Origin of the sequence: Microbacterium sp. MM2322 (genome assembly GCF_964186585.1) — a bacterium.
Classification (GTDB): domain Bacteria; phylum Actinomycetota; class Actinomycetes; order Actinomycetales; family Microbacteriaceae; genus Microbacterium.
On record NZ_OZ075067.1, the window covers coordinates 366,498 to 386,664 of the forward strand.

The window sequence follows — 20,167 nt, forward strand, 5'->3', positions numbered from 1 at the left end:
TGAGCCGCGAGGTCTAGACGCCACCCTCCGCCGGAGCACGGCGCCACCCGTCGGCATACCGGATCACGCCGCCGCCGCGCTCGAAGGCATCCAACCACCCGGTCATCGGCCACTCACCCCAGCGCTCATGGAAGAGAGCGCCGTTGCGGAGGATGTCGTCGAGGTGCTGCCACGGCGGCGACGAGGTCTGGTGGTACTGGTGGTACGCATGGGCGCCGCCGGTCCACACCAGGGGGACTCCCTGGGCGCGCATGCGGAAGGCGAAGTCCGTGTCCTCGCCGCCGTACCCCTCGTACGCCTCGTCGAAACCGCCGATCCGCCGCCACGTCTCGGGCGTCAGCGCGAACGACAGCGACCAGAACAACGCATACTCCTCGGATGCCGCTACCCGTTCCGCATCGAGGTCGTGCGCCCGACCCGCGTCGACGGGGGGCTCCGCGACATCGTCGAGCGCGTCGCCCGTGACGGACTCGGACTCTTCTCGATCATCGACGACGACGCGACGCCTCTTCTCCGCATCCGTTCTCTGCGGGCGGCGTCCCGGGAGGAACGGTGCGGGCGCGACGACCTGTTCCCGCGCGTCGCGGAGCGCGTCGACGGGGTGAGTGCCCTCGGCGGCGAGCCCGACGTCGCCGCCTACCTCGGCGGTTGGGGCTGAGGCGGCGGCTCGTCGGACGCCCGAGCCGACTGCGGCTCCGGCATCCGTATGAGCTGTGGTGTTGTGCCCGCGCCCCAGGTCTGGTTCCATAGCCGAGGAAGACACCGGCCGTGCCTGCCTGGGGAGGCATGCACAACGGCGACGAGTGGGATCGTCGACGGAACCGGTCTATGGCCCGCATCTCTTGCTCGGGATGCGTGCGACTGGGGAAGAGCATGGGGACAGTGGGGACAGTCGTCGCACGCGCGACGGGCAGAGGGCGAATCTTCGCGCCCATCCGATCCGGGCTCGGCTCCGAATCACGCGTGGATGTGCGCGGTCTCGTGCCGAGTGGCGCGTCTGCGTATCCTCACGCGCGCGAAGGGTGCCCGAACGCCCGACGCCGCCCGACACGGAATGGGCGACGATCGTCGCGGCGTCTGGGGGTGCTCTTCGGAGCATGACGTACATGGGGAATCTGGGGAAAGCAGTGAAGAGACGACTGAACGTCGCAGTGATCGGCGCGGGGTATTGGGGCCCCAATCTCGCGCGCAGCCTGCGCGCGAGCCGCGAATGGAATCTGTCCGCCATCTGCGACCTCGACATCGATCGTGCGAGGCGCGTCGCCGACGCGGTGGGCGGGGCTCCGGTGACGGCGGACCTCGATTCCGTGCTGGCCGATCCGCTCATCGATGCGATAGCGATCGCGACCCCCGCACGGACGCACCACTCGATCACGATGGCCGCGATCGACGCTGGAAAGCATGTCCTCGTCGAGAAGCCGCTCGCTGACACTCAGGAGCACGGCAGCGAGATGGTGCGACGAGCATCCGAACGCGGCCTCGTTCTCATGGCTGACCACACCCACTGCTACACGCCGGCCGTGCTCAAGGTGCGCGAACTGATCGCGGCGGGCGAACTCGGCGACATCCTCTTCATCGACAGTGTCCGCATCAATTTCGGTCTCGTCCAGCCCGATGTCGACGTCTTCTGGGACCTCGCTCCCCACGACCTGTCGATCATGGACTTCATCCTGCCCGGTGGGCTTCAGGCGGCATCCGTCTCAGCGCACGGGTCGGACCCGTTGAACACGGGTAAGTCCTGCATCGGCCACCTGACCATGCCGCTTCACGGCGGTGCGATGGCTCATGTCACCGTCAACTGGCTGAGCCCCACCCGGACTCGCCGCATGGTCATCGGCGGCACGCGTCAGACGCTGGTGTGGGACGATCTCAACCCGCAGCAGCGGCTCAGTCTCTACGACCGCGGCGTGGACGTCTCGTCCATCTCACGGGCGACTGCGCAGGACCGGCGCGCGACCAACATCTCCTCCCGCCTCGGCGACACTCGAGCTCCCGCGCTCGAGGACCGGCAAGCGCTCGCCGGAGTCGTGGCCGAGTTCGCTGGTGCCATCAGCGAGAACCGGGCTTCCCGCACGAGTGGCACCTCCGGACTGCGGGTGTTGTCGATCCTGGATGCCGCTGCGGGCAGCCTGGCCGCATTCGGCGCCCCGTATCCGCTTTCGCAGTCGCGTCCCGCGGCGGGCGTCGCGGCGTGAGCCGCCCCGACGCCGTCGGCGAGCCGGTGCGTTCCCGCTAGATCGACGTGGTGGGGCGGGGCCCGACGCGCAGACGGCGCCGGACCGATCCACCAGGCGGGCACGGACGGACGGGGGGAGGTCCGGCCGTGCCCGCGTGCGGGTGACGGTTCATGCTTCTTGATGACCCGAAGATCGGCGGACGGCCAGATAGGCCGGGGGTCCCTCGACGAGGTACCGCTTCGCCAATCTCCGGGGCTCCAGCATGAGCCGCCACATCTTCACGAATCGCGTGCGCGCCACCCATCGTGGTGCGCGCGAGACTCGACCTGCCAGGAAGTCGACCACCGCGTCGAACGCGAGCAGGACGCGCGCGCCCGTCGCTTCGCCGTAGGCGTCGATCCAGTCCTCTTGCAGGGGTTTCCCCATGCAGACGATCACGAGGTCCGCATCCGTGTGACTGATCTTCTCCGCAATCGCGGCAGACGCGGCAGACGACGCGACCTCGGCACGGTTCGGCGTCCAGTGACCGATCAGCGAGACACCCGGCCACTGCGCGACGACTCTGCGGTGGAGGGACTCTCGCGTCGCCGGTGAGCCGCCCACGACCGCGACGCGCCAGCGTTCGCTGTTCGCGCGTCGCAGGATGTCGCCGATCAGATCGTTGCCCGACAGGCGCGGCCAATCGGCCCCTGTCAACCGTCGGACCTGCGAGGCGATCGGCGCGCCGTCGATCAGATTGAGATGCCGGATGCCGTGGCCCGCGCCGACGACATGGCTCGCCGCATGATGCACGTGATCGAGGTTCACCGAGGTGACGGCCAGTGGCGCGCGGCTGTGGTCGTGGACGGTGTCCGCGATCGCGTCGCACGCGCCCCGCGCGTCGGTGAGATGGACCTTTGTTCCCGCGATGCGGATCGTGGGAGGGCCGGCCGACGACGGCGCGGAAATGGTCGCAGTCGGCGCCATTGCACGCGTGGCCATCAGCGGGCTCCCCTCGCCCGAACCGCACCACGACCATGCGCACGCGTCATTCGTTCGTTCCCCATGAACGTCCTGTCCCCCAGATGTTGTCGCAGGCCCCAACCTGCCCCCCAGTGTGCGGATCCGATCCGCGGTCCCCCCGTTCCCGGCATCCATCCCCCCGATGCCACCCGGCGCGCCGACCCCTCGGCGTTCCTTCGTTCCTCCCCCAGCCGCCAGGTGGCTCACCACGCGCACAGTCCCCTTCGACGCGTGGAGTTTGGGCTCTTCGTACGAGGTCGTTCCGGGAACGAAGACGTACGAAGAGCCCGGGCAGACATGGATGCGGCCCCCAAGCGCGCCCCCAATTCTTCTGCTGCCGCCGTGTGCCGTGTCAGCTCCCCAAAGCCTTCACAGCGGCGATACCCGAACGTTACTCGCCCGCGCGATGTCCACCAATAGGGGGACAAACCTAATCTCCTGTCCCCCAAATGGGGGACACGTTGCGGGGTTGGTTAGGGGATCCTGATCGGAATACGGGAGGACGGTCGAGGCGATCGCGGGTAGCGTTGCGGCGTAGTTCGAGCGCGGGTTCATCCGATCGCGCCGACTCGACGGCCGTTTGGGGAGGCTGACATGTGGGGGATTATTTGGCGTGCCACGATCGTGGTCGCAGTCATCGCGGGGGCGGGATCTACGTCGGCGTTCGCCGCCGACGGATCGTACGTACCGAAGCCGCCGACCGGCTCGGGAATCGACGGGTCGACGGCGCAGTCGCTGTGCATCGGCCAGGCTCCGACCATCGATTATTCGATCGTCCGGGTGGGCGGGGGGTCTGCGGCCGAAGCGCGCCGGGCAGACGCTCGGGCGGAACTCGTCTTCTCGGGCGACGGGAAGCAACTGGTCGTTCCGCTCGCGACCGCGAGCGACGGTACCGGTGAGGGGTCCGTCCTCTGGCCGGGCGTGACCGTCGACAGTGCGGGAACCGTCACCGCCCTTCCGGGGTGGGTTCGCTCTGGCGACGAGTGGCAGCCTCGTGACGACGCCGCCGCATGGACGACGGATGACATCACCGCGCAGCTCCGCGTCGGAGACGAGCGTCTCGATGTGCCGCTCGCCTATCCGGGCTACTCCGATGAGTGCGCCACGCCCGCGGGCGTCGCGTCCAGTCAGACGCCCGGCGGGCTGGCGATGACGGGCGGGCAGATGCCGGTGGTCGCCGCCGTGGGTGGCACTGCGGCCGTCGTCGCAGGTGTGCTCCTGGTCGCGCGCCGCCGTCGGCGTGTCGAGTCGTGAGGGCGCGCGGACGACTGATCCTGTTCGCCGGAGCTGTGCTCCTGGTCGGTAGTGCGGCGGCTGTGGTCCACGTGGGGCGGACGGCGATCGATCTGCAGCATGCGATCGAAGCGGCCGGCGTCCACGCCGAGGCTGCGGTGAAGGATGTCGCTGCGGGGGACATCACCGGTGCGGAGAAGGCCGCGTCGCTGCTCTCTGCCGAGATCGGACCGGCGATCCCGACGGATGATCCGGTGTGGGGGGCGGCGGAGGCGGTTCCCGGCATCGGTGCGAATCTGTCCGCAGCGCGTCGGGCGGCGGTGGCGATGGAACGCGTGGGCGAGAACGTTGCGCCGCCTCTGCTCGCCACCGCCCGGAAACTCGCCGACGCTGACGCTCCCGCGGCGATCGGCGTTCTTCGCGAGGCGGCACCCGACCTGGAGCGCGTGGCGGCCACGCGCGACGACATCGCCGACGATCTTGCGGGGATCGACCGCTCCGCCCTCATCCCGCAACTGTCGGACGGTGTCGCCAAGATCGTCGACGCGATCGACCGACTGAAGCCCCTCACCGAGGGTGCGGACCAGTTGGCCGGCGTCCTGCCCGCGTTCCTGGGGGCAGACGGCGACCGCCGCATCCTGGTCATGCTCCAGAACCCCGCCGAACTCCGAACCGGGGGCGGCATCACGGGAACCTTCCTCGAGCTCGACGCCCGCGACGGTCGTGTCTCGCTCGTGGCTCAACGCGATTCGTCTCAGTTCACGTCCGCCGCCGAGCCGCTCGTTCCGGTGCCGGAGGGGGAGACCCGCGCCCTCGGCGACGGCATCGGGCGGTACGTGCAGAACACGTCGATGACCGCCGACTTCACCGTGACCGCGCAGCTCGCCTCAGCATGGTGGACCCGGAGCGGGATGTCGGCGCCTGACGCCGTCGTCTCAGTGGACCCCATCGTCCTCGCGGCAGTCCTCGGTGTGATCGGACCCGTCGAGACGTCGGCGGGGGCGCTCGACCAGAAGAACGTCGTCGACCGTCTGCTGGTCGAGCCCTATCGCACGCTCGATCAGGATGCGCAGGGGCGCTGGTTCGCGGATGCCGCCGCCGCGGTCTTCACCGCGGTCACCGAGCGGGCGCGGCCCGTCGCGATGATCCCCGCCCTCGCGGGCGCCGTCGACGAGGGACGCATCTCCGTGTGGAGCCGTGATCCCGACGAGCAGTCGGTGTTGGCGCGGACCCCGTTCGCAGGTCCTCTCGCTCGCCAGGACGCAGCCGGCCCGGACGCCTTCGCGGCGTACTTCAATGACGCGACCGGCGGGAAGCTGACCCCGTACCTCTCGGTCGGACTGGGGATCCGGTCGGGCGTGTGCCGGGCTGACGAGCTCCGCGAGGTAGAGGTCGAGGTCGATCTCGGCAGCGCTCTCACGCGAGCCGAGGGTCGGACCTTGCCGATCAGTGTCACCGGCGGGGGCGCCTACGGCATTCCCGCCGGCCACATCGCTCCCGTGGTGACGGTGGTCGCGCCTCCGGGGTGGTTCGTGGGGGGCGTCGAGATCGACGGGCAGCCGGTGGCGGCGGCGAATGCTCGAGTCGGCGACCGCCCCTCGGTCACTCACCGTGTGGACCTGCCGCCAGGCGAATCGCACTCGGTGGCCTTCCGCTTCGTCGCCGGCCCGAACGTCGAGTCGGGGAACCGATCGCCGTCTCTTCTCCACACTCCGCTGCTCGAATCCGTCGACGTGCGGTCGGGCGCGATCGCCTGCCGAGCCTCGTAATGACGGATATTTGAGGCGGCTATGTGAAGATCGGCCGTCATCCCTGTTGTGGGGAAGGCCTTTCCGTTAGCATGAGAGCGCCATCCCCCAAGGATTCCCCCGCCGTTCCCCAAGCGGTGTCGACGCGCACTGTCCCCAAACTCTGCGCGTCTGCGGTGCATCCGGATGGTTACGCGGACCCTCTCTCGCCGCAGTCCCCACTGATCGGGCCCAGAGAGGGTCCGCTCTCTTTCTTCTTCTGAGGACGACGTATCACCGAGGTGTAGCGCCTTCGCGACGCTCAGTGCCCGAGCGTTCCCGTCTCGTCCGGTCCCACGATCGCCTGCAGCTTCGCGATCAGATCGGTGCGTGATGTTGCCCCGAGCCGACGGCGGATGCGTGCGATGTGATGTTCTGCGGTTCGCGGCGAGATGAAGATGGCCTCGCCGATCTCGGCGTAGGTCATCCCGCTCAGCACGAGGCCGGCCACCTCCCTCTCGCGCGCACTCAACACGCCGCCCTCGCCCAGAGGGGATGTGCCGTCCGCGACTGTCGCAGGCGTGACGTTCGGGTGGAGCTGTCGCGCGAACGCGGCGAGTCTCGAGCTGGCGCGACGATCTCGAGCGCGTTCCGAGAGAGCGACGGCCAGGCGAGCACCCTCCCACGAGTACCCCAACGATCCGAGGCGAGCGGCCGCCCGCTCCACGCGGTCGATATCGCTGTCGTCCACTCGTGCGCGCGACCACTCCGCCGTCGCGGCGGCCATCACCGCCGCGACTCGTGAATCACGGGCCGCGCCGGTCAAGGCACGGCTCGCGTGCGGCAGCGCGTGGGCATCGCCGGAGGTGAGCGCGCGCTGATACTTCGACCACAGCAACGGAACCCTCCAGAGGGGAGGGTCGCCCAGACCGTGCAGGATGCCCCGCAACGCGTCGATGGCGGGATCCACCCGCTCGGCATCGTCGAACAGGGCGGACGTCTCGATGAAATCGCGCAGGGGATGCAGGAGGTAGAGATCCGGTTCTACGTGGCGTAGGTCGTCGCGCACTCGCTCCCACACGGCCTGCAGTTCTTCGTGCGTTCCGTAACGTCGGACGTGGGCGAGCATCACCGCGTCGCGGATCAACACCTCGCGTCCACTCAGTGGCAGGGGGGATGCGTCTACGTCCGCCAGTCGCGCTGCCGCCTCCTCGGGGTTCTGCCGGTGCACCGCGATCCACGCGGACCACAGCAGGAGACGGGACCGCGCCCACGGTCCGCTGTGCTCCTCCATCAGGGCGTCGCTCACGACGTTGGCCGCCGTGTCGATCTCGCCCAGGTTGAGTGCGGTGATGGCGGCGATCACCGCGGGGAGCTCAGGAATAGGACCGGCCTCGCCGGAGTCCCCGTACATCTCGCTCGCGCGGATGAGGTCGTCGAACGCGCCGCGCACGGGTGACGCGAGAGAAGACGCAAGACCGCGCAGCATGGTGGTGTGGGCCACGCGGACCGTCGTGGGGAGGCCGCCCGTGTCGATGTCGGGCGAGCGGAGAAGATCGCGAAGGGAGGTGGCGTCGCCCGTTCCGAACGCCGCGATGGCGGCGTGGGCGCGCAGCACGATGTCTTCGCCGTGATGTGCGCGGTAAGCCGCAGAGCTCGCCCGCAGGAATCCGCGCGCGCTCCAGGCTGACCCGAGGATGCGAACCGCCTCGTCGCGCTCGTCGCCCTGGGCGTCTGCGGCGACGGCGTCGACGAGGGATGCGGCTTCGTCGATGTCGCCGCGGGCCCAGGCCAGCCGGGCTTTGCGGATCGCGATCGTCGTCGGGTCGCCACCGGCCGCGAGCGCCGCGTCGTACAGCTCCATCGCACGTTCGTTGTCGTAGGAGACGGCCTCATCTGCGTGCGTCTGCAGTGCGCGGGCGAGGCGGGGGTCGTGATGGCGTCCGAGAGCGGAGACGACCTCTGCGTCGAGGGGGACCCGCGGCGTGCTGTCGAGCAGGTCGATCATCTCGAGGACCGGCGTCGTGCGTCGAACGGTGTGCGCGACGATGGGGATCGTGTGTCCGCCGCGCAGCATCAGTCCCTCGGCGTGTCCGGTCGCCAGGTCATCGGCCCCGGCAGCCACGGATGCGGGGAGGTCGTCTCCGGCGAGGCTAGCCCGGCGGATGGCCGCCGATGTGTTCGGGTCGAGTGTGTCGAGACGGAGGGCGATCACCTCGCCCACGGCTCGGATCGCCCGCTCGTGCGAGGGGTCGCGACAGAATCCCTCGCCGTGAGCGGCGATGACCTCTTTCACCAGCCACGTCACCGATGCGGTGATCTCCACGATCCCCGCGACGCACCCGGGGTCGATCGAGCGTCCAGCTCGTTGCAGTGCGCGCGCGATGTCGTCGGCGTCGACTTGCCCGAGAGCAAGCGGCGGGCGTGACTGCTCGATGCGCCGGATGAGGCCGGCGAGGAGGGGGTTCCATGGGCCCGGCCTGCAGGCGAGGACCAGCCCGGCCGTCGGGTCGTCCAAGTGCGCGTCGAGGGCCCGGATCTCCGCGTCCGAGAGGAGATGGCCGTCGTCCACGAAAGTGGTCTGCTGCTGGATGGCGGGTGCACGACGGGCGATCTCTGCAAGCAAGGGCGACTTCTCGGATCCCGCGGGGCCGACGAGGACGAGTCGCAGCGGGACGTTCTCGTCCTGAATCGCCTCCTCGACGTGAGTGAACGCGAGCTGCGGCCAGAGAAGGAGGCTGGGAGACGTGCCGATGAGATGCGCTGCACGCGTCATCGATCCCCCTCAGTCAGTCATCGTCGATCAGCGTCCTCTATCCACGCGAGCCACACGAGGTTCGGGTTCGTGTGGCCATCCACCCGCGTCGGGATGGTCGGAATCTACCACTCTGCGGGGACACGCGGTCCGTTGGGGTGGAAGAGACGTCACACATGTGATACCGCACACGACTCGCGGAGCCGCTCCGGCCCGCGCTCAGGAAAGGCTCACCTAACCAGGTTTCGAGGACTGACCTGGGGGAAATGTTCCAACTAAGGCTGTCCAATCACGGGGGGTGCGGGCTTACCCTCGGGCTACGACCACTGAAGGAGCCCTCCATGAGCATGACTCTCGACGATCTGCCCCGCGTGTCCGAGTGCAGCGCCCTCGGCTGCTCTTACAACGACCACTCGCACTGCCACGCGGCCGCGGTCACCATCGGCGGCACGCCCGGTGATGCGGAGTGCGCAACGTTCATTCCCCTCGGCTCGAAGGGCGGCCTTGACAAGGTCGTCAGCCACGTCGGCGCCTGTCAGCGCTCGGAGTGCGTCTTCAACTCGTCGCTGGAGTGCACGGCGTCCGCTGTCCGCGTCGGCCCCGGCGCGGAGTCGGCCGACTGCCTGACCTACCAGGCCGCCTGACCCCGGCGGTGGCGCGCGCGTACTTCGCGCTCCAAGCCGTTGCCGGCGCACTCTGGTGGTTCGCCGTCTTCACTGTCCCCGTCGTCCGTGAGGCGACGCTCGGAACGCTCGACCCGGTCGCCATGGCGATCCTCGACATCCCGCTGTTCGTCGTGGCCTCGGCGATCGCCGCGACCGGTCGTCGGTTCGCGGTGTTCGTCGTCACGATCTGGACGCTCCTCGTCACCGTGATGCTTGCGCTGTTCGCCGCGGTCACCTCGGAAGCGGGCTGGGGTGCCGTGCTCATGGCGGCGGCGTCGGCGGCATCCGTTCTCGCGGGAATCGTGATGCTGCGCGGATCCGTCCCGACTCACTGGTTGATGGTCGGGCCGTTCCGCATCCGTCCTGCCGCAGCGGGGCAGCCCGTTCGGCGCCACGTCGGTGCGACGGCGTTGCAGATCGTCGTGTTCTGGGGTGTGGCGCTCGGCATCGTCCCCGCCGTCATCGTCTGGTTCGAGACGAGGTGGATGCTGCATGTGCCGGCGCCCGCGGGCGCGCGGATCGCGGGCGCCGTGCTCTTCGCCGCTGCGAGCGTGGTGGGCCTCTGGTCGGCGGCGGTCATGTCGACGGCGGGGGACGGTACGCCGCTCCCGATCGCGACGGCACGGCGGCTGGTGATTCGCGGTCCGTACCGCTTCGTCCGCAACCCGATGGCTCTCGCCGGGATCTCGCAGGGGGTCGCGGTCGGTCTGATGCTGTCGTCGTGGCTCGTCGTGGTCTATGCCGTCTGCGGATCGGTGGTCTGGGACACGGCGATTCGTCCGCACGAGGAGCGGGACCTCGAGGACCGCTTCGGTGCGGAGTTCCGACGGTACCGCGCGCAGGTTCGCTGCTGGATGCCGCGCCTGACGCCCGCTGCCCTCGATCAGTCGGCGGCTTCGCCCGCGGGTGCCTCTGCGGAGTAGACCTCGACGACACCGTCGCCGAGGACGAACTGAAGGCGCGTGCCGATGGGGAACCTCTCGCGGAGCGCGGTCGGCGTCGACGTCGACACGATCAAGCTCGAGGCCGGGGCGAAGGGCTCTGCTGCGCAGCTCGTGTACCAGGCACCGGACCAGCCGTCCTCCGGAGACGCGCTCCACGCCTCATCGGGGAGGATCTGCAGGCAGCGGGCCCTCCCGTTGTCGCCCGTGTCGTAGTGGGCGACGATCGGAGTCACGCCTGCGAGCGCGGCGAAGATCTGGGCGTCCTCGGGAGGGGCGCTGAGAACCTCGGGCCATGCGCGGTCACGATCGACGGCGAGGGTGGTGACGTGGGTGGTCTCGATGCCGGAGGGACTCGTCGCTTCGGCCGCTGTCGAGCGGGTGCTCACCGCCGCGGTGACGCCGACCGCGAGGGTCGCGACCATGGCAAGCGACCCTGCCCACACCAGCCCCGCCAACACGCGACGCCGACGCATCTGAGGCTCCCCGTCGGCGCGCGTGGCGCGCAGGTCGGCGGCGACGGTCGCGGGCAGCGTGGGTGCGGGCGGGGGCGGCATCGGCGGCGAGGCAGGACCTTCTGCCGGCTTCGGCTGGGTCCCGGGCACGGCGGCGATGACCCCCGGGCGTCCTCGCTCGGTGCGCGCCCGCGCTTCGAGTTCGTCCAGGCGGCGGCGCGCGGCGGGATCATCGAGGCCCTCGCCCGGACCGTATGCCCTCGCTTGCAGCGCGCGAAGCTCGTCGTCGAGGGCGTCGTCCATCAGAGGCCGAGCGTCTCAGGGGATACTGACCCGACCTCGGCTTCGACCTCGGCAAGGGACTTCGTCTGCAGGAAGGTGCAGAGCACGGACACCATCGCGAGCTCGCCTGAGAGCTCCAGCGTGCGACCGGCGTTCATCTTCAGATCGCTCTCGCGTGCTTCGAACGTGATGCCCCAGTGGATCGAGCCCAGGGGTTCGGGCTGGATATAGGTCAGGGTCATCGAGTCGAGCAGGTTGAGGGCGATGAGACCGGTGTCGAGTCCGTCCCCGCCGTCCTGCGGGATGACCTTCACCCGCTCGCTGATGGAGTACCCCAGTCCGGCGAACTCCTCGAGCCACTGCTCGAGCATCTCCTTGCTGTGGAACGGCATGAGCAGATCTCCCCTGAAATGGATGCCGGATGGGATGCCCCCATTATCACCCGTGTGTCCGCGTGATGGCGTCCCCGCTTAGGCTCAACGGATGGCCATCGGATCCACGATGCACTCGTTCACCGTGCACCTCGCCGACGTCGATCGCGGCGTGTACGACGAACTGTCGCTCCGCCTTGCCCGGCACCCTTCGGAGACGGCGACGAATGTGCTCCTCCGAGTACTCGCGTACGCCCTCGAGTACGAGGAGGGGATCGCCTTCAGCGAGGGCATCTCCGCCACCGACGAGCCTGCGGTCCACGTTCGCGACGCGACGGGGCGGCTGATCGCGTGGATCGAGGTCGGCGCTCCGGATGCCGCGCGTCTCCACGCCGGCAGCAAGGCCGCCGAGCGGGTGGCCGTGTATACCCAGCGGGAGCCGAACCGGCTGGCGCAGGCGTGGGCGGGAAAGACCATCCACCGCGCGGCCGATATCCCCGTCTACAGCTTCGATCGCGACTTCCTGGAGGATGCGGCATCCGCTCTCGAGCGACGCAACACCGTCACCGTGTCGGTCACCGAGCGCCATCTCTACCTCGATGTGAACGGTCGGTCGACCTCGTCGCCGATCGAGGAGCAGCGCGTCGGCTGACGCGGACGGGCCGGCGAAAGCTAGCACCGACCCTGGGCGCCCCCTGGCAGTCCCGTGGGTATCGACGATGCATGCCGCGGCGGCGATGTGCTTCCCCGTAGCCTGGCCCTCAGTGATCGACATCCGTTGGTGACTCACCCTTCCGCCGCAGCGGATTCCCGATCCCGAGTAGGTGCCCCCATCGCTTCATCCGTCGCCGAGTCGCGTCTCGGTCCCGTCCGTCAGACGTATGCCGGAACAGATCAGTTCCCCCCGATGGCGAAGGCGTTCACCGACGTCTCGCGCATCGTGCGAGAGACCGGGCTGCTGCAGCGCGCGCCGATCTTCTACCTGATGGTCGGCATCGCGCTCACGCTCGCCTTCGGCGGTGCGGTGACCGGGTTCATCTTGCTCGGCGACAGCTGGTTCCAGCTGCTCATCGCCGGCGCCCTCGGCCTGATCTTCACGCAGGTCGCCTTCCTCGCCCACGAAGCCGCGCACCGTCAGGTGCTCAGCTCGGGTCCCGCGAACGACCGTCTTGCGCGCATCCTCGCCGCCGGCATCGTCGGCATCAGCTACGCCTGGTGGACCGGCAAGCACACGCGCCACCACGCGAACCCGAACCGCGTCGGCAAGGACCCCGACATCGAAATCGACACGATCTCGTTCATCGAGACCGATGCGGCTTCGGCCCGGGGCCTGCGTCGCGCGATCACCAAGCGTCAGGGCTGGCTGTTCTTCCCGCTCCTCACCCTCGAGGGCGTGAACCTCCACTTCCTCGGCCTGAAGTACCTGGTCACCGAGAAGGACGTCAAGGCGCGCTGGCTCGAGATCGCGATGATCATCGTCCGTCTCGCCGTCGTGATCGTGCCCGTCTTCCTGCTCCTGCCCCTCGGCATGGCATTCGCGTTCATGGGTGTGCAGTTCGCCGTCTTCGGCCTCTACATGGGTGCGTCGTTCGCGCCGAACCACAAGGGGATGCCGGTCATCGCCCCCGACGCGAAGCTCGACTTCTTCAGCAAGCAGGTCCGCACCTCGCGCAATATCCGCGGCGGATGGTGGGCGACCTGGCTCATGGGCGGCCTCAACTACCAGGTGGAGCACCACCTCTTCCCGAACATGCCCCGACCGCACCTCTCGAAGGCGCGCGAGATCGTCCGGGAGCACTGCGCGACGCTGAACGTCCCCTACACGGAGACCAGCCTCATCCGCTCGTACGCCATCGTCATCGACTACCTCAACCGGGTGGGCCTCGCGGCTCGTGACCCGTTCGACTGCCCGATGACGTCGGAGTTCCGTCGAGGCTGAGCCTCAGACGGACGAATCCTCGGCAGGAAGAGCGCCGAGGAAGGGCTCGGGATCGAGCACCTTCCTCGGCGCTTCGTCGATCCGGGCGCGGAGGTCTGCGTCGACGCTGCCGACGTAGAGCCAGCCCATGAGAAGTTCGGTGTCGGCGAGACCGTGGAGGGCGCGCACCTCGGGGGAGTTCACGACGAGCCCGGTGCGCCACATGACGCCCCAGCCGGCCCGCCAGAGGGCCAATTCGAGCAGATGCGCAGCGCCCGCCGCGGTCGCATGCTGCTCCCATACCGGAACGGCGGGGTGGTTCTTCGGGCTCGCGACGACCGCGATCAGGAGGTCGGCCCGGAACGGCTTGGCATTGGTCTCGCCCGGATCCCGCTCGACACCGGCTGCCGCGTCGAGGGCAGCGCCCAGACGCGCGCGGTCGTCGCCGCGGAGCGTCAGGAGGCGCCACGGGCGGAGCGCCTTGTGGTCGGCCACCGGCGTCACGGCGGAGAGCAGTTCGCGGAGCTCGTCGTCGGAGGGAGACCCCGGTCCGACCTTCGCGAGCGAACGCCGCATCGCCATCGCCTGGAGGACCGGGTCGGAGAATGTCGCCATCCCTCCATCCTCGCGGTTTCCACGACAGGTGTCGCCGGAGCGCGATAGCCTCCGGGCATGACCTGGCCCGCTCGGCACCTCTCCCGCTCGATCGCGCGTCCCCCTCGGGACGTGATCGCCTTCGCCGGCGACCCCGCGAACCTGCCTCGCTGGGCGGCGGGGCTGAGCAGCGGCATCCGGAACGACGGGGGAAGGTGGCTGGCGGACTCGCCCCTCGGTGACATCGAGGTGGCGTTCGTCGGTCCGATCGAGGCGGGGGTGCTCGACCACGACGTGCGGCTTCCCGACGGCACCGTCGTTCACAACCCCCTGCGCATCCTCCGCAACGACGGCGGGAGCGAGGTCGTCTTCACGCTCTATCGCCGCGACGGGGTGACTGACGCGGAGTTCGACGAGGATGCCGCGGCCATCGAGAGCGACCTCGAGGCGCTCGAGGCGGTCATGACAGGCTGACCGAGCGGGTCTTCCCGCGCGGGGGCGGCGGTGTTATCGTTCGACTGAGTTATCAATCGATAACTCAACGCGCACTCTTCCGGAGGTGGCGTCGACGATGACAGCCCCCACGACGTATCCCGACCTGATCGCCGAGCTCGAGCGCCATCGCGCCGAGGCCGCGCGCGGCGGACCCGAACGGGCGCGCGAGCGCCACACCGCCCGCGGCAAGCTCCTCGCGCGGGACCGCATCGACACGCTCCTCGACGTCGGCAGCCCCTTCCTCGAGGTGGGCGCGCTCGCGGGGCTCGACCTGTACGACGACGAGTGCCCCTCGGGCGGCGTGGTCGCGGGTGTCGGGCTGATCCACGGCCGGCACGTGATGGTCGTCGCCAACGACGCGACCGTGAAGGGCGGCACGTACTACCCGATCACGGTCAAGAAGCACCTCCGCGCGCAGGAGATCGCCGCCGAGAACCGCCTGCCGTGCGTCTACCTCGTCGACTCCGGCGGCGCGTTCCTACCCATGCAGGACGAGGTGTTCCCCGACCGCGACCACTTCGGGCGCATCTTCTACAACCAGGCACGGATGTCGCGGGCCGGCATCCCGCAGATCGCCGCCGTCCTCGGGTCGTCGACCGCCGGCGGGGCCTACGTTCCGGCGATGAGCGACGAAACGGTCATCGTCCGAAATCAGGGCACGATCTTCCTCGGCGGACCGCCGCTCGTGAAGGCGGCGACCGGCGAGGTCGTCTCGGCCGAGGATCTCGGCGGCGGCGACCTGCACACGAAGGTCTCCGGCGTCACCGACCACCTCGCCGAGAGCGACGAGCACGCGCTGCAGATCGTCCGCGACATCGTCGCGACCCTCCCCGCCCCCGCGCCGCTGCGCGAACAGCCCGAGCCGGTGACGGCGCCGGTCGCTGATCCGGCGACCCTGGTCGACGTCGTGCCGGTCGAACTCACCAGCCCGTACGACGCCCGCGAGATCGTCCACCGCCTCATCGACGGCGGCAGCTGGCACGAGTTCAAGCGCGAGTACGGCGAGACCCTCGTGACCGGCTTCGCACGTCTGCACGGTCATCGCGTCGGCATCCTCGCGAACAACGGCGTGCTGTTCGGCGAGTCCGCCCTGAAGGGCGCGCACTTCATCGAGCTGTGCGACCAGCGCGGCATCCCGCTCGTGTTCCTGCAGAACATCGCGGGCTTCATGGTCGGCCGCGAGTACGAGTCGGCCGGCATCGCGAAGCACGGCGCCAAGATGGTCAACGCCGTCGCGTGCGCGTCGGTCCCGAAGCTCACCGTCGTCGTCGGCGGCTCGTTCGGCGCCGGCACCTATTCGATGTGCGGCCGCGCCTACTCGCCGCGTTTCCTATGGCTCTGGCCCGGCGCGCGGGTGTCGGTCATGGGCGGTCCGCAGGCGGCATCCGTTCTCTCCACCGTCCGCCGCGAGCAGATCGAGGCGCGCGGCGGGGAGTGGTCGGCGGAGGACGAGGCGGCGTTCCAGGCGCCGATCCGTGCGCAGTACGAGGAGCAGGGGAGCCCGTACTACTCGACGGCCCGCCTGTGGGACGACGGCATCCTGGCCCCCGCCGAGACCCGCGACGCGCTCGGTCTCGCCCTCGACGTCTGCCTGCGGGCCCCCTTCGACGCGCCGGGCTACGGCGTCTTCCGGATGTGATGCGCATGTTCTCCACCGTCCTCGTGGCCAACCGCGGCGAGATCGCGTGCCGCGTCATCCGCACCCTGCGGGAGCTCGGGATCCGCTCGGTCGCCGTCTACAGCGACGCGGATGCCGGTGCCCGCCACGTCGCGCTCGCCGATGAGGCCGTGCGGCTCGGGCCAGCGCCCGCCGCGCAGAGCTACCTGAACATCGACGCGGTGATCGCCGCGGCCCGCGCCACCCGGGTGGAGGCGATCCACCCGGGGTACGGGTTCCTCTCCGAGAACACCGCGTTCGCCGCGGCGTGCGACGAGGCGGGCATCGTCTTCATCGGACCCTCCGCCGACGCGATCCGCACGATGGGCGACAAGATCGCGGCGAAGCACGCCGTCGAGGCGCGCGGCGTGCCTACCGTGCCGGGCGTCGCACGCGCCGGCATGACCGATGACGAGCTGATCGCGGCGGCCCCCGAGGTGGGCTATCCGCTGCTCATCAAGCCGTCCGCGGGCGGCGGCGGCAAGGGCATGCACGTGGTGACGGATGCCGGGGGTCTCCCGGCGGCGCTCGCCGCTGCGCGACGCGAGGCGGGCGCGAGCTTCGGAGACGACACCCTGTTCCTCGAGCGCTACGTCGACACCCCTCGGCACATCGAGGTGCAGGTACTCGCCGACGCGCACGGGAACGTGGTGCACCTCGGCGAGCGGGAGTGCTCGCTGCAGCGCCGCCATCAGAAGGTCATCGAGGAGGCGCCGTCGCCGCTTCTCGACGAGACGACCCGTGCCCGCATCGGGCAGGCGGCGTGCGAGACGGCGCGGAGCGTCGACTACCGCGGCGCGGGGACCGTGGAGTTCATCGTCGCCGCGGACAACCCCGACGAGTTCTTCTTCATGGAGATGAACACGCGTCTGCAAGTCGAGCACCCGGTCACCGAGGAGGTCACCGGCATCGACCTGGTCGCGGCGCAGCTGCGGATCGCGGCGGGGGAGGCGCTCGGGTTCGGTCAGGACGACGTGGTGCTCACCGGGCACAGCATCGAGGCGCGGGTCTACGCCGAGGATCCGGCCGCCAGCTTCCTTCCGACGGGCGGGCGCGTGGTGCGCGTCGTGCACCCGGTGGGCCCCGGCATCCGGGTCGACAGCGCCCTCGCCGACGGGCTCGACGTCTCGGTCGACTACGACCCCATGCTCGCGAAGATCATCGCGACGGGCGCGACCCGCGACGAGGCCCGGCGCCGGCTCGTCGCTGCCCTCGGCGAGACGGCCGTGCTCGGCTTCGAGACGAACGTGCCGTTCCTGCGAGCGCTGCTCGAGGTGCCGGCGGTCGTCGCCGGTGAGCTCGACACGGGACTCATCGGGCGGGAGCTCGACGGTCTCGTCGCCTCGGACGATCCCGCCGACGTGCTCACCGAGGCGGCGCTGCTGATGGATGCCGCGGTCCCGCGCGCCGGCGGTCCGTGGCGGCGCGCGGACGGCTGGCGCCTGGGCTCGCCCGCACCGCGACGGTACCGGCTCGCGTCCGGCGGCGAGGAGCGGATCGTGGAGCTGGTCGGCGACGGGGTGATCGTCGACGGCGCGGCGGTCGCGGCATCCGTCCATCCCATCGGCGACCGGGTCGTCGTGCGGATCGGGGATCGGAGCGTCCCGCTCGTCGCGGCGGTCGACGGCGACGTCGTCTGGCTCTCGGCGGGCGGACGCGCGCACGAGGTGCGGCGCGTGCGGCTCGACCATCGCCGCGACGCCGATGCGTCGGCCGTGCCCGAACTCGTCTCGCCCATGCCCGGGGTGGTCGTGATGACCTCGGTCGCCGATGGGGCAGAGGTCGCCGCCGGCGATGCGGTGGTGCTCGTCGAAGCGATGAAGATGGAACATGTGGTGAGAGCGGAGGTCGCGGGCACCGTGGCGTTGCGCGTCGCGACCGGCGACAGCGTCGGCCGCGGGCAGACCTTGGCCGTCGTGACCCCGACCCCGGAGGAGGACGCATGAGCGAGGAGACCCCGCGGCGCATCGTGCAGCGCGGACTGTACTTCGACGAGCTCGAGGAGGGCGCCGTCTACGTCCACAGCCCCGGCCGCACCGTGACCGAGGCCGACAACGTGCTGTTTACGACCCTCACCATGAACACGCAGTCGCTGCACCTGGATGCCGCGTGGTCGGAGCAGACCGAGTTCGGCGACCGGCTGGTCAACAGCATGTTCACCCTCTCGACCCTCGTCGGGCTGTCGGTCCCGCAGCTCACGCAGGGGACGATCGTCGCGAACCTCGGGTTCTCGGAGGTGAGCTTCCCGGCGCCCGTCCGCCACGGCGACACGCTCTACGCCGAGACCGTCGTCGCCTCGAAGCGGGAGTCGCGCTCGCGGCCGGGCCAGGGCGTCGTCGAGTTCGTGCACACGATGCGCAACCAGCACGACCAGGTCGTCGCGACCGCGCGTCGATCGACCCTGATGCGGATGTCGCCGGGGACGCCCGCATGAGCCTCGGTCCTGCGCTGCTGTTCTGTCCCGCCGACCGGCCCGAACGGTACGCGAAAGCGCTCGCCGCCGCCGATGCCGTGATCCTCGACCTCGAGGACGCCGTCGCGCCGGCCGATAAAGCCGGCGCCCGCGAGGCGCTCGTGGCGGCGGACGTCGACGCCGCGCGCGTGATCGTGCGCGTCAACCCTTCCTCGACCCCCGAGCTGGCGCACGACCTCGACGCGCTGCGCGGCACCCCGTTCCGGCGGCTGATGCTCGCGAAGGCCGAGGAGACCGCCGAGGTCGACGCGCTCGACGGGTACCGCGTCATCGCCCTGTGCGAGACGCCGCGCGGGGTCGAGAACGCGGGCGCGCTCGCGCGGCATCCGCTCGTCGACGGACTCATGTGGGGGGCTGAAGACCTCGTCGCGGGGATCGGCGGGCGCTCCAGCCGCACGGGCGACGGCCGGTACCGCGACGTCGCGTGGTACGCCCGTTCGCGCGTGCTGATCGCAGCGGCCGCCGCCGGGATCGATGGCATCGACGCGGTCCACCTCGACATCGCCGACACGGCGGGGCTCGAGGACGAGGCGCGGGATGCCGCGGCATCGGGGTTCGCGGCGACCGCCTGCATCCACCCGTCCCAGGTCGAGGTCATCCGGCGTGCCTACGCGGCGACGCCCGAGGAGGTCGAGTGGGCAGAGGCCGTGCTCGACGAGGCGACGCGCCAGCCCGGGGTGTTCCGGTTCCGCGGTCGGATGATCGACGAGCCGGTGCTGCGGCAGGCGCGGCGGGCGTTGCCCTGATGACCACCTGGCGGGCGACGCAGAAGGCGAACCGGCGCGCGGAGCTGATGGCGTCCGCTGCGCGCCTGTTCGCCGAACGCGGTTTCGCGGCGGTGTCGACCGGAGATCTCGGCGACGCCGTGGGCATGAGCGGTCCGGCGCTCTACCGTCACTTCGCGAGCAAGGAGGCGCTCCTCTGCGACCTGCTCCTCGACGCGAGCGAGCGACTGCTCGAGGGAGGACGAGCGCTCACCGCTGCGGGCGGCGAGCCACGCGAGGTCTTCGACGCGCTCATCGCGTTCCACCTCGACTTCGCCACGAGCGACGCGGACGTCATCCGGGTGCAGGACCGCGAACTCGCCAACCTGCCTCGCGAGGTGAACCAGCAGGTGCGGCGGTTGCAGCGCGAGTACGTGCAGGAGTGGGACCGACCGTTCGCCGAGCTGCGCCCCGACCTCGGCGACGCCGAGCGCGAGACCCGGCTGCTCGCCGCGTTCGGCCTGCTGAACTCGACTCCGCACTCGGCCGCGCCCAGCGGTGAGCGGGCCGGCGGCATCCTCGCCGGGATGGCCCGGCGCGCCCTGCTCGACGACTGACGCGGCGTCGCTTCGCGGGGGTGTCGGTGACGCTTCGCGGGGGTGTCGGTGACGCTTCGCGAGGAGATGTCGGTTTCCGAGGAGGTTTACGGCCGGATCGG

The 20,167-nt window shown here is 70.1% G+C and carries 19 protein-coding genes; 13 read left to right on the forward strand and 6 right to left on the reverse strand.

The window, feature by feature from the left end; genetic code table 11:
* Positions 1–13: 13 nt before the first annotated feature.
* Positions 14–763 carry a galactosyltransferase-related protein gene (locus tag ABQ271_RS01825; protein ID WP_349309849.1) on the reverse strand — a complete coding sequence of 250 codons (750 nt, stop codon included), beginning with the start codon at positions 761–763 and terminating at the stop codon, positions 14–16.
* Positions 764–1,127: 364 nt separating this feature from the next.
* Here ABQ271_RS01825 and ABQ271_RS01830 point away from each other — a divergent pair, with 364 nt between their 5' ends.
* Positions 1,128–2,195 (forward strand): Gfo/Idh/MocA family oxidoreductase, encoded by a 1,068-nt coding sequence (locus ABQ271_RS01830; protein ID WP_349309850.1) that lies wholly within the window; start codon positions 1,128–1,130, stop codon positions 2,193–2,195.
* Between the two features lie 150 nt (positions 2,196–2,345).
* On the opposite strand, the gene ABQ271_RS01835 is transcribed toward ABQ271_RS01830, so the two are convergent.
* Entirely contained in the window at positions 2,346–3,158 is an 813-nt protein-coding gene (locus tag ABQ271_RS01835) for a WecB/TagA/CpsF family glycosyltransferase (protein ID WP_349309851.1), read from the reverse strand.
* Positions 3,159–3,773: 615 nt separating this feature from the next.
* Between ABQ271_RS01835 and ABQ271_RS01840 the strand changes: the two genes are divergently transcribed.
* Both ABQ271_RS01840 and ABQ271_RS01845 read left to right on the forward strand, forming a co-directional pair.
* Positions 3,774–4,433, forward strand: coding sequence for an LPXTG cell wall anchor domain-containing protein (locus ABQ271_RS01840; RefSeq protein ID WP_349309852.1), 660 nt, complete (start codon positions 3,774–3,776; stop codon positions 4,431–4,433).
* Positions 4,430–6,181 (forward strand): DUF4012 domain-containing protein, encoded by a 1,752-nt coding sequence (locus tag ABQ271_RS01845; RefSeq protein WP_349309853.1) that lies wholly within the window; start codon positions 4,430–4,432, stop codon positions 6,179–6,181. Before ABQ271_RS01840 ends, ABQ271_RS01845 begins: the two co-directional genes overlap by 4 nt.
* Positions 6,182–6,461: 280 nt before the next feature.
* Here the strand turns inward: ABQ271_RS01845 and ABQ271_RS01850 are convergent, their stop codons facing one another.
* Positions 6,462–8,915, reverse strand: coding sequence for a LuxR C-terminal-related transcriptional regulator (locus tag ABQ271_RS01850; RefSeq protein ID WP_349309854.1), 2,454 nt, complete (start codon positions 8,913–8,915; stop codon positions 6,462–6,464).
* Between the two features lie 320 nt (positions 8,916–9,235).
* On the opposite strand from ABQ271_RS01850, the gene ABQ271_RS01855 reads away from it, so the two are divergent.
* Together ABQ271_RS01855 and ABQ271_RS01860 are read left to right on the forward strand one after the other, a co-directional pair.
* On the forward strand, positions 9,236–9,538 hold the full coding sequence (locus ABQ271_RS01855) for a DUF1540 domain-containing protein (RefSeq protein ID WP_349309855.1): 303 nt from the start codon (positions 9,236–9,238) through the stop codon (positions 9,536–9,538).
* A 122-nt stretch (positions 9,539–9,660) separates the two neighbouring features.
* Positions 9,661–10,482, forward strand: a complete 822-nt coding sequence (locus ABQ271_RS01860) for an isoprenylcysteine carboxylmethyltransferase family protein (protein WP_349310925.1) — start codon at positions 9,661–9,663, stop codon at positions 10,480–10,482.
* Here the strand turns inward: ABQ271_RS01860 and ABQ271_RS01865 are convergent.
* Positions 10,443–11,258 (reverse strand): hypothetical protein, encoded by an 816-nt coding sequence (locus tag ABQ271_RS01865; protein ID WP_349309856.1) that lies wholly within the window; start codon positions 11,256–11,258, stop codon positions 10,443–10,445. The genes ABQ271_RS01860 and ABQ271_RS01865 overlap by 40 nt on opposite strands.
* Entirely contained in the window at positions 11,258–11,629 is a 372-nt protein-coding gene (locus ABQ271_RS01870; RefSeq protein WP_349309857.1) for a hypothetical protein, read from the reverse strand. Before ABQ271_RS01870 ends, ABQ271_RS01865 begins: the two co-directional genes overlap by 1 nt.
* A 91-nt stretch (positions 11,630–11,720) precedes the next feature.
* Here ABQ271_RS01870 and ABQ271_RS01875 point away from each other — a divergent pair, with 91 nt between their 5' ends.
* Positions 11,721–12,260, forward strand: a complete 540-nt coding sequence (locus ABQ271_RS01875; protein WP_349309858.1) for a YaeQ family protein — start codon at positions 11,721–11,723, stop codon at positions 12,258–12,260.
* Between the two features lie 180 nt (positions 12,261–12,440).
* Positions 12,441–13,547, forward strand: a complete 1,107-nt coding sequence (locus tag ABQ271_RS01880; protein ID WP_349310926.1) for an acyl-CoA desaturase — start codon at positions 12,441–12,443, stop codon at positions 13,545–13,547.
* Between the two features lie 3 nt (positions 13,548–13,550).
* Here ABQ271_RS01880 and ABQ271_RS01885 read toward each other — a convergent pair whose 3' ends face one another.
* Positions 13,551–14,141, reverse strand: coding sequence for a nitroreductase family protein (locus ABQ271_RS01885; RefSeq protein WP_349309859.1), 591 nt, complete (start codon positions 14,139–14,141; stop codon positions 13,551–13,553).
* Positions 14,142–14,198: 57 nt separating this feature from the next.
* On the opposite strand from ABQ271_RS01885, the gene ABQ271_RS01890 reads away from it, so the two are divergent.
* The 6 genes from ABQ271_RS01890 (at position 14,199) to ABQ271_RS01915 (ending at position 20,066) form a co-directional block, all read left to right on the forward strand.
* Positions 14,199–14,594, forward strand: a complete 396-nt coding sequence (locus ABQ271_RS01890; protein ID WP_349309860.1) for an SRPBCC family protein — start codon at positions 14,199–14,201, stop codon at positions 14,592–14,594.
* A gap of 97 nt (positions 14,595–14,691) precedes the next feature.
* Entirely contained in the window at positions 14,692–16,254 is a 1,563-nt protein-coding gene (locus ABQ271_RS01895) for a carboxyl transferase domain-containing protein (protein WP_349309861.1), read from the forward strand.
* The gene (locus tag ABQ271_RS01900) at positions 16,254–18,218 is read left to right on the forward strand and encodes an acetyl-CoA carboxylase biotin carboxylase subunit (RefSeq protein WP_349309862.1); all 1,965 of its coding nucleotides are present in this window, start codon (positions 16,254–16,256) and stop codon (positions 18,216–18,218) included. Before ABQ271_RS01895 ends, ABQ271_RS01900 begins: the two co-directional genes overlap by 1 nt.
* Positions 18,215–18,706 carry a MaoC family dehydratase gene (locus tag ABQ271_RS01905; protein ID WP_349309863.1) on the forward strand — a complete coding sequence of 164 codons (492 nt, stop codon included), beginning with the start codon at positions 18,215–18,217 and terminating at the stop codon, positions 18,704–18,706. Before ABQ271_RS01900 ends, ABQ271_RS01905 begins: the two co-directional genes overlap by 4 nt.
* Positions 18,703–19,491, forward strand: coding sequence for a CoA ester lyase (locus ABQ271_RS01910; RefSeq protein ID WP_349309864.1), 789 nt, complete (start codon positions 18,703–18,705; stop codon positions 19,489–19,491). Before ABQ271_RS01905 ends, ABQ271_RS01910 begins: the two co-directional genes overlap by 4 nt.
* Positions 19,491–20,066, forward strand: a complete 576-nt coding sequence (locus tag ABQ271_RS01915; RefSeq protein ID WP_349309865.1) for a TetR/AcrR family transcriptional regulator — start codon at positions 19,491–19,493, stop codon at positions 20,064–20,066. Before ABQ271_RS01910 ends, ABQ271_RS01915 begins: the two co-directional genes overlap by 1 nt.
* Positions 20,067–20,167: the final 101 nt, after the last annotated feature.

Excerpts from the sequence above, each read along its gene's own strand:
- ABQ271_RS01835 (WP_349309851.1), bottom strand. The coding sequence starts at position 3,158 with ATGGCCACGCGTGCAATGGCGCCGACTGCGACCATTTCCGCGCCGTCG.
- ABQ271_RS01840 (WP_349309852.1), top strand. The coding sequence starts at position 3,774 with ATGTGGGGGATTATTTGGCGTGCCACGATCGTGGTCGCAGTCATCGCG.
- ABQ271_RS01850 (WP_349309854.1), bottom strand. The coding sequence starts at position 8,915 with ATGACGCGTGCAGCGCATCTCATCGGCACGTCTCCCAGCCTCCTTCTC.
- ABQ271_RS01855 (WP_349309855.1), top strand. The coding sequence starts at position 9,236 with ATGAGCATGACTCTCGACGATCTGCCCCGCGTGTCCGAGTGCAGCGCC.
- ABQ271_RS01860 (WP_349310925.1), top strand. The coding sequence starts at position 9,661 with ATGGCGATCCTCGACATCCCGCTGTTCGTCGTGGCCTCGGCGATCGCC.
- ABQ271_RS01865 (WP_349309856.1), bottom strand. The coding sequence starts at position 11,258 with ATGGACGACGCCCTCGACGACGAGCTTCGCGCGCTGCAAGCGAGGGCA.
- ABQ271_RS01870 (WP_349309857.1), bottom strand. The coding sequence starts at position 11,629 with ATGCCGTTCCACAGCAAGGAGATGCTCGAGCAGTGGCTCGAGGAGTTC.
- ABQ271_RS01875 (WP_349309858.1), top strand. The coding sequence starts at position 11,721 with ATGGCCATCGGATCCACGATGCACTCGTTCACCGTGCACCTCGCCGAC.
- ABQ271_RS01885 (WP_349309859.1), bottom strand. The coding sequence starts at position 14,141 with ATGGCGACATTCTCCGACCCGGTCCTCCAGGCGATGGCGATGCGGCGT.
- ABQ271_RS01890 (WP_349309860.1), top strand. The coding sequence starts at position 14,199 with ATGACCTGGCCCGCTCGGCACCTCTCCCGCTCGATCGCGCGTCCCCCT.
- ABQ271_RS01895 (WP_349309861.1), top strand. The coding sequence starts at position 14,692 with ATGACAGCCCCCACGACGTATCCCGACCTGATCGCCGAGCTCGAGCGC.
- ABQ271_RS01900 (WP_349309862.1), top strand. The coding sequence starts at position 16,254 with ATGCGCATGTTCTCCACCGTCCTCGTGGCCAACCGCGGCGAGATCGCG.
- ABQ271_RS01905 (WP_349309863.1), top strand. The coding sequence starts at position 18,215 with ATGAGCGAGGAGACCCCGCGGCGCATCGTGCAGCGCGGACTGTACTTC.
- ABQ271_RS01910 (WP_349309864.1), top strand. The coding sequence starts at position 18,703 with ATGAGCCTCGGTCCTGCGCTGCTGTTCTGTCCCGCCGACCGGCCCGAA.
- ABQ271_RS01915 (WP_349309865.1), top strand. The coding sequence starts at position 19,491 with ATGACCACCTGGCGGGCGACGCAGAAGGCGAACCGGCGCGCGGAGCTG.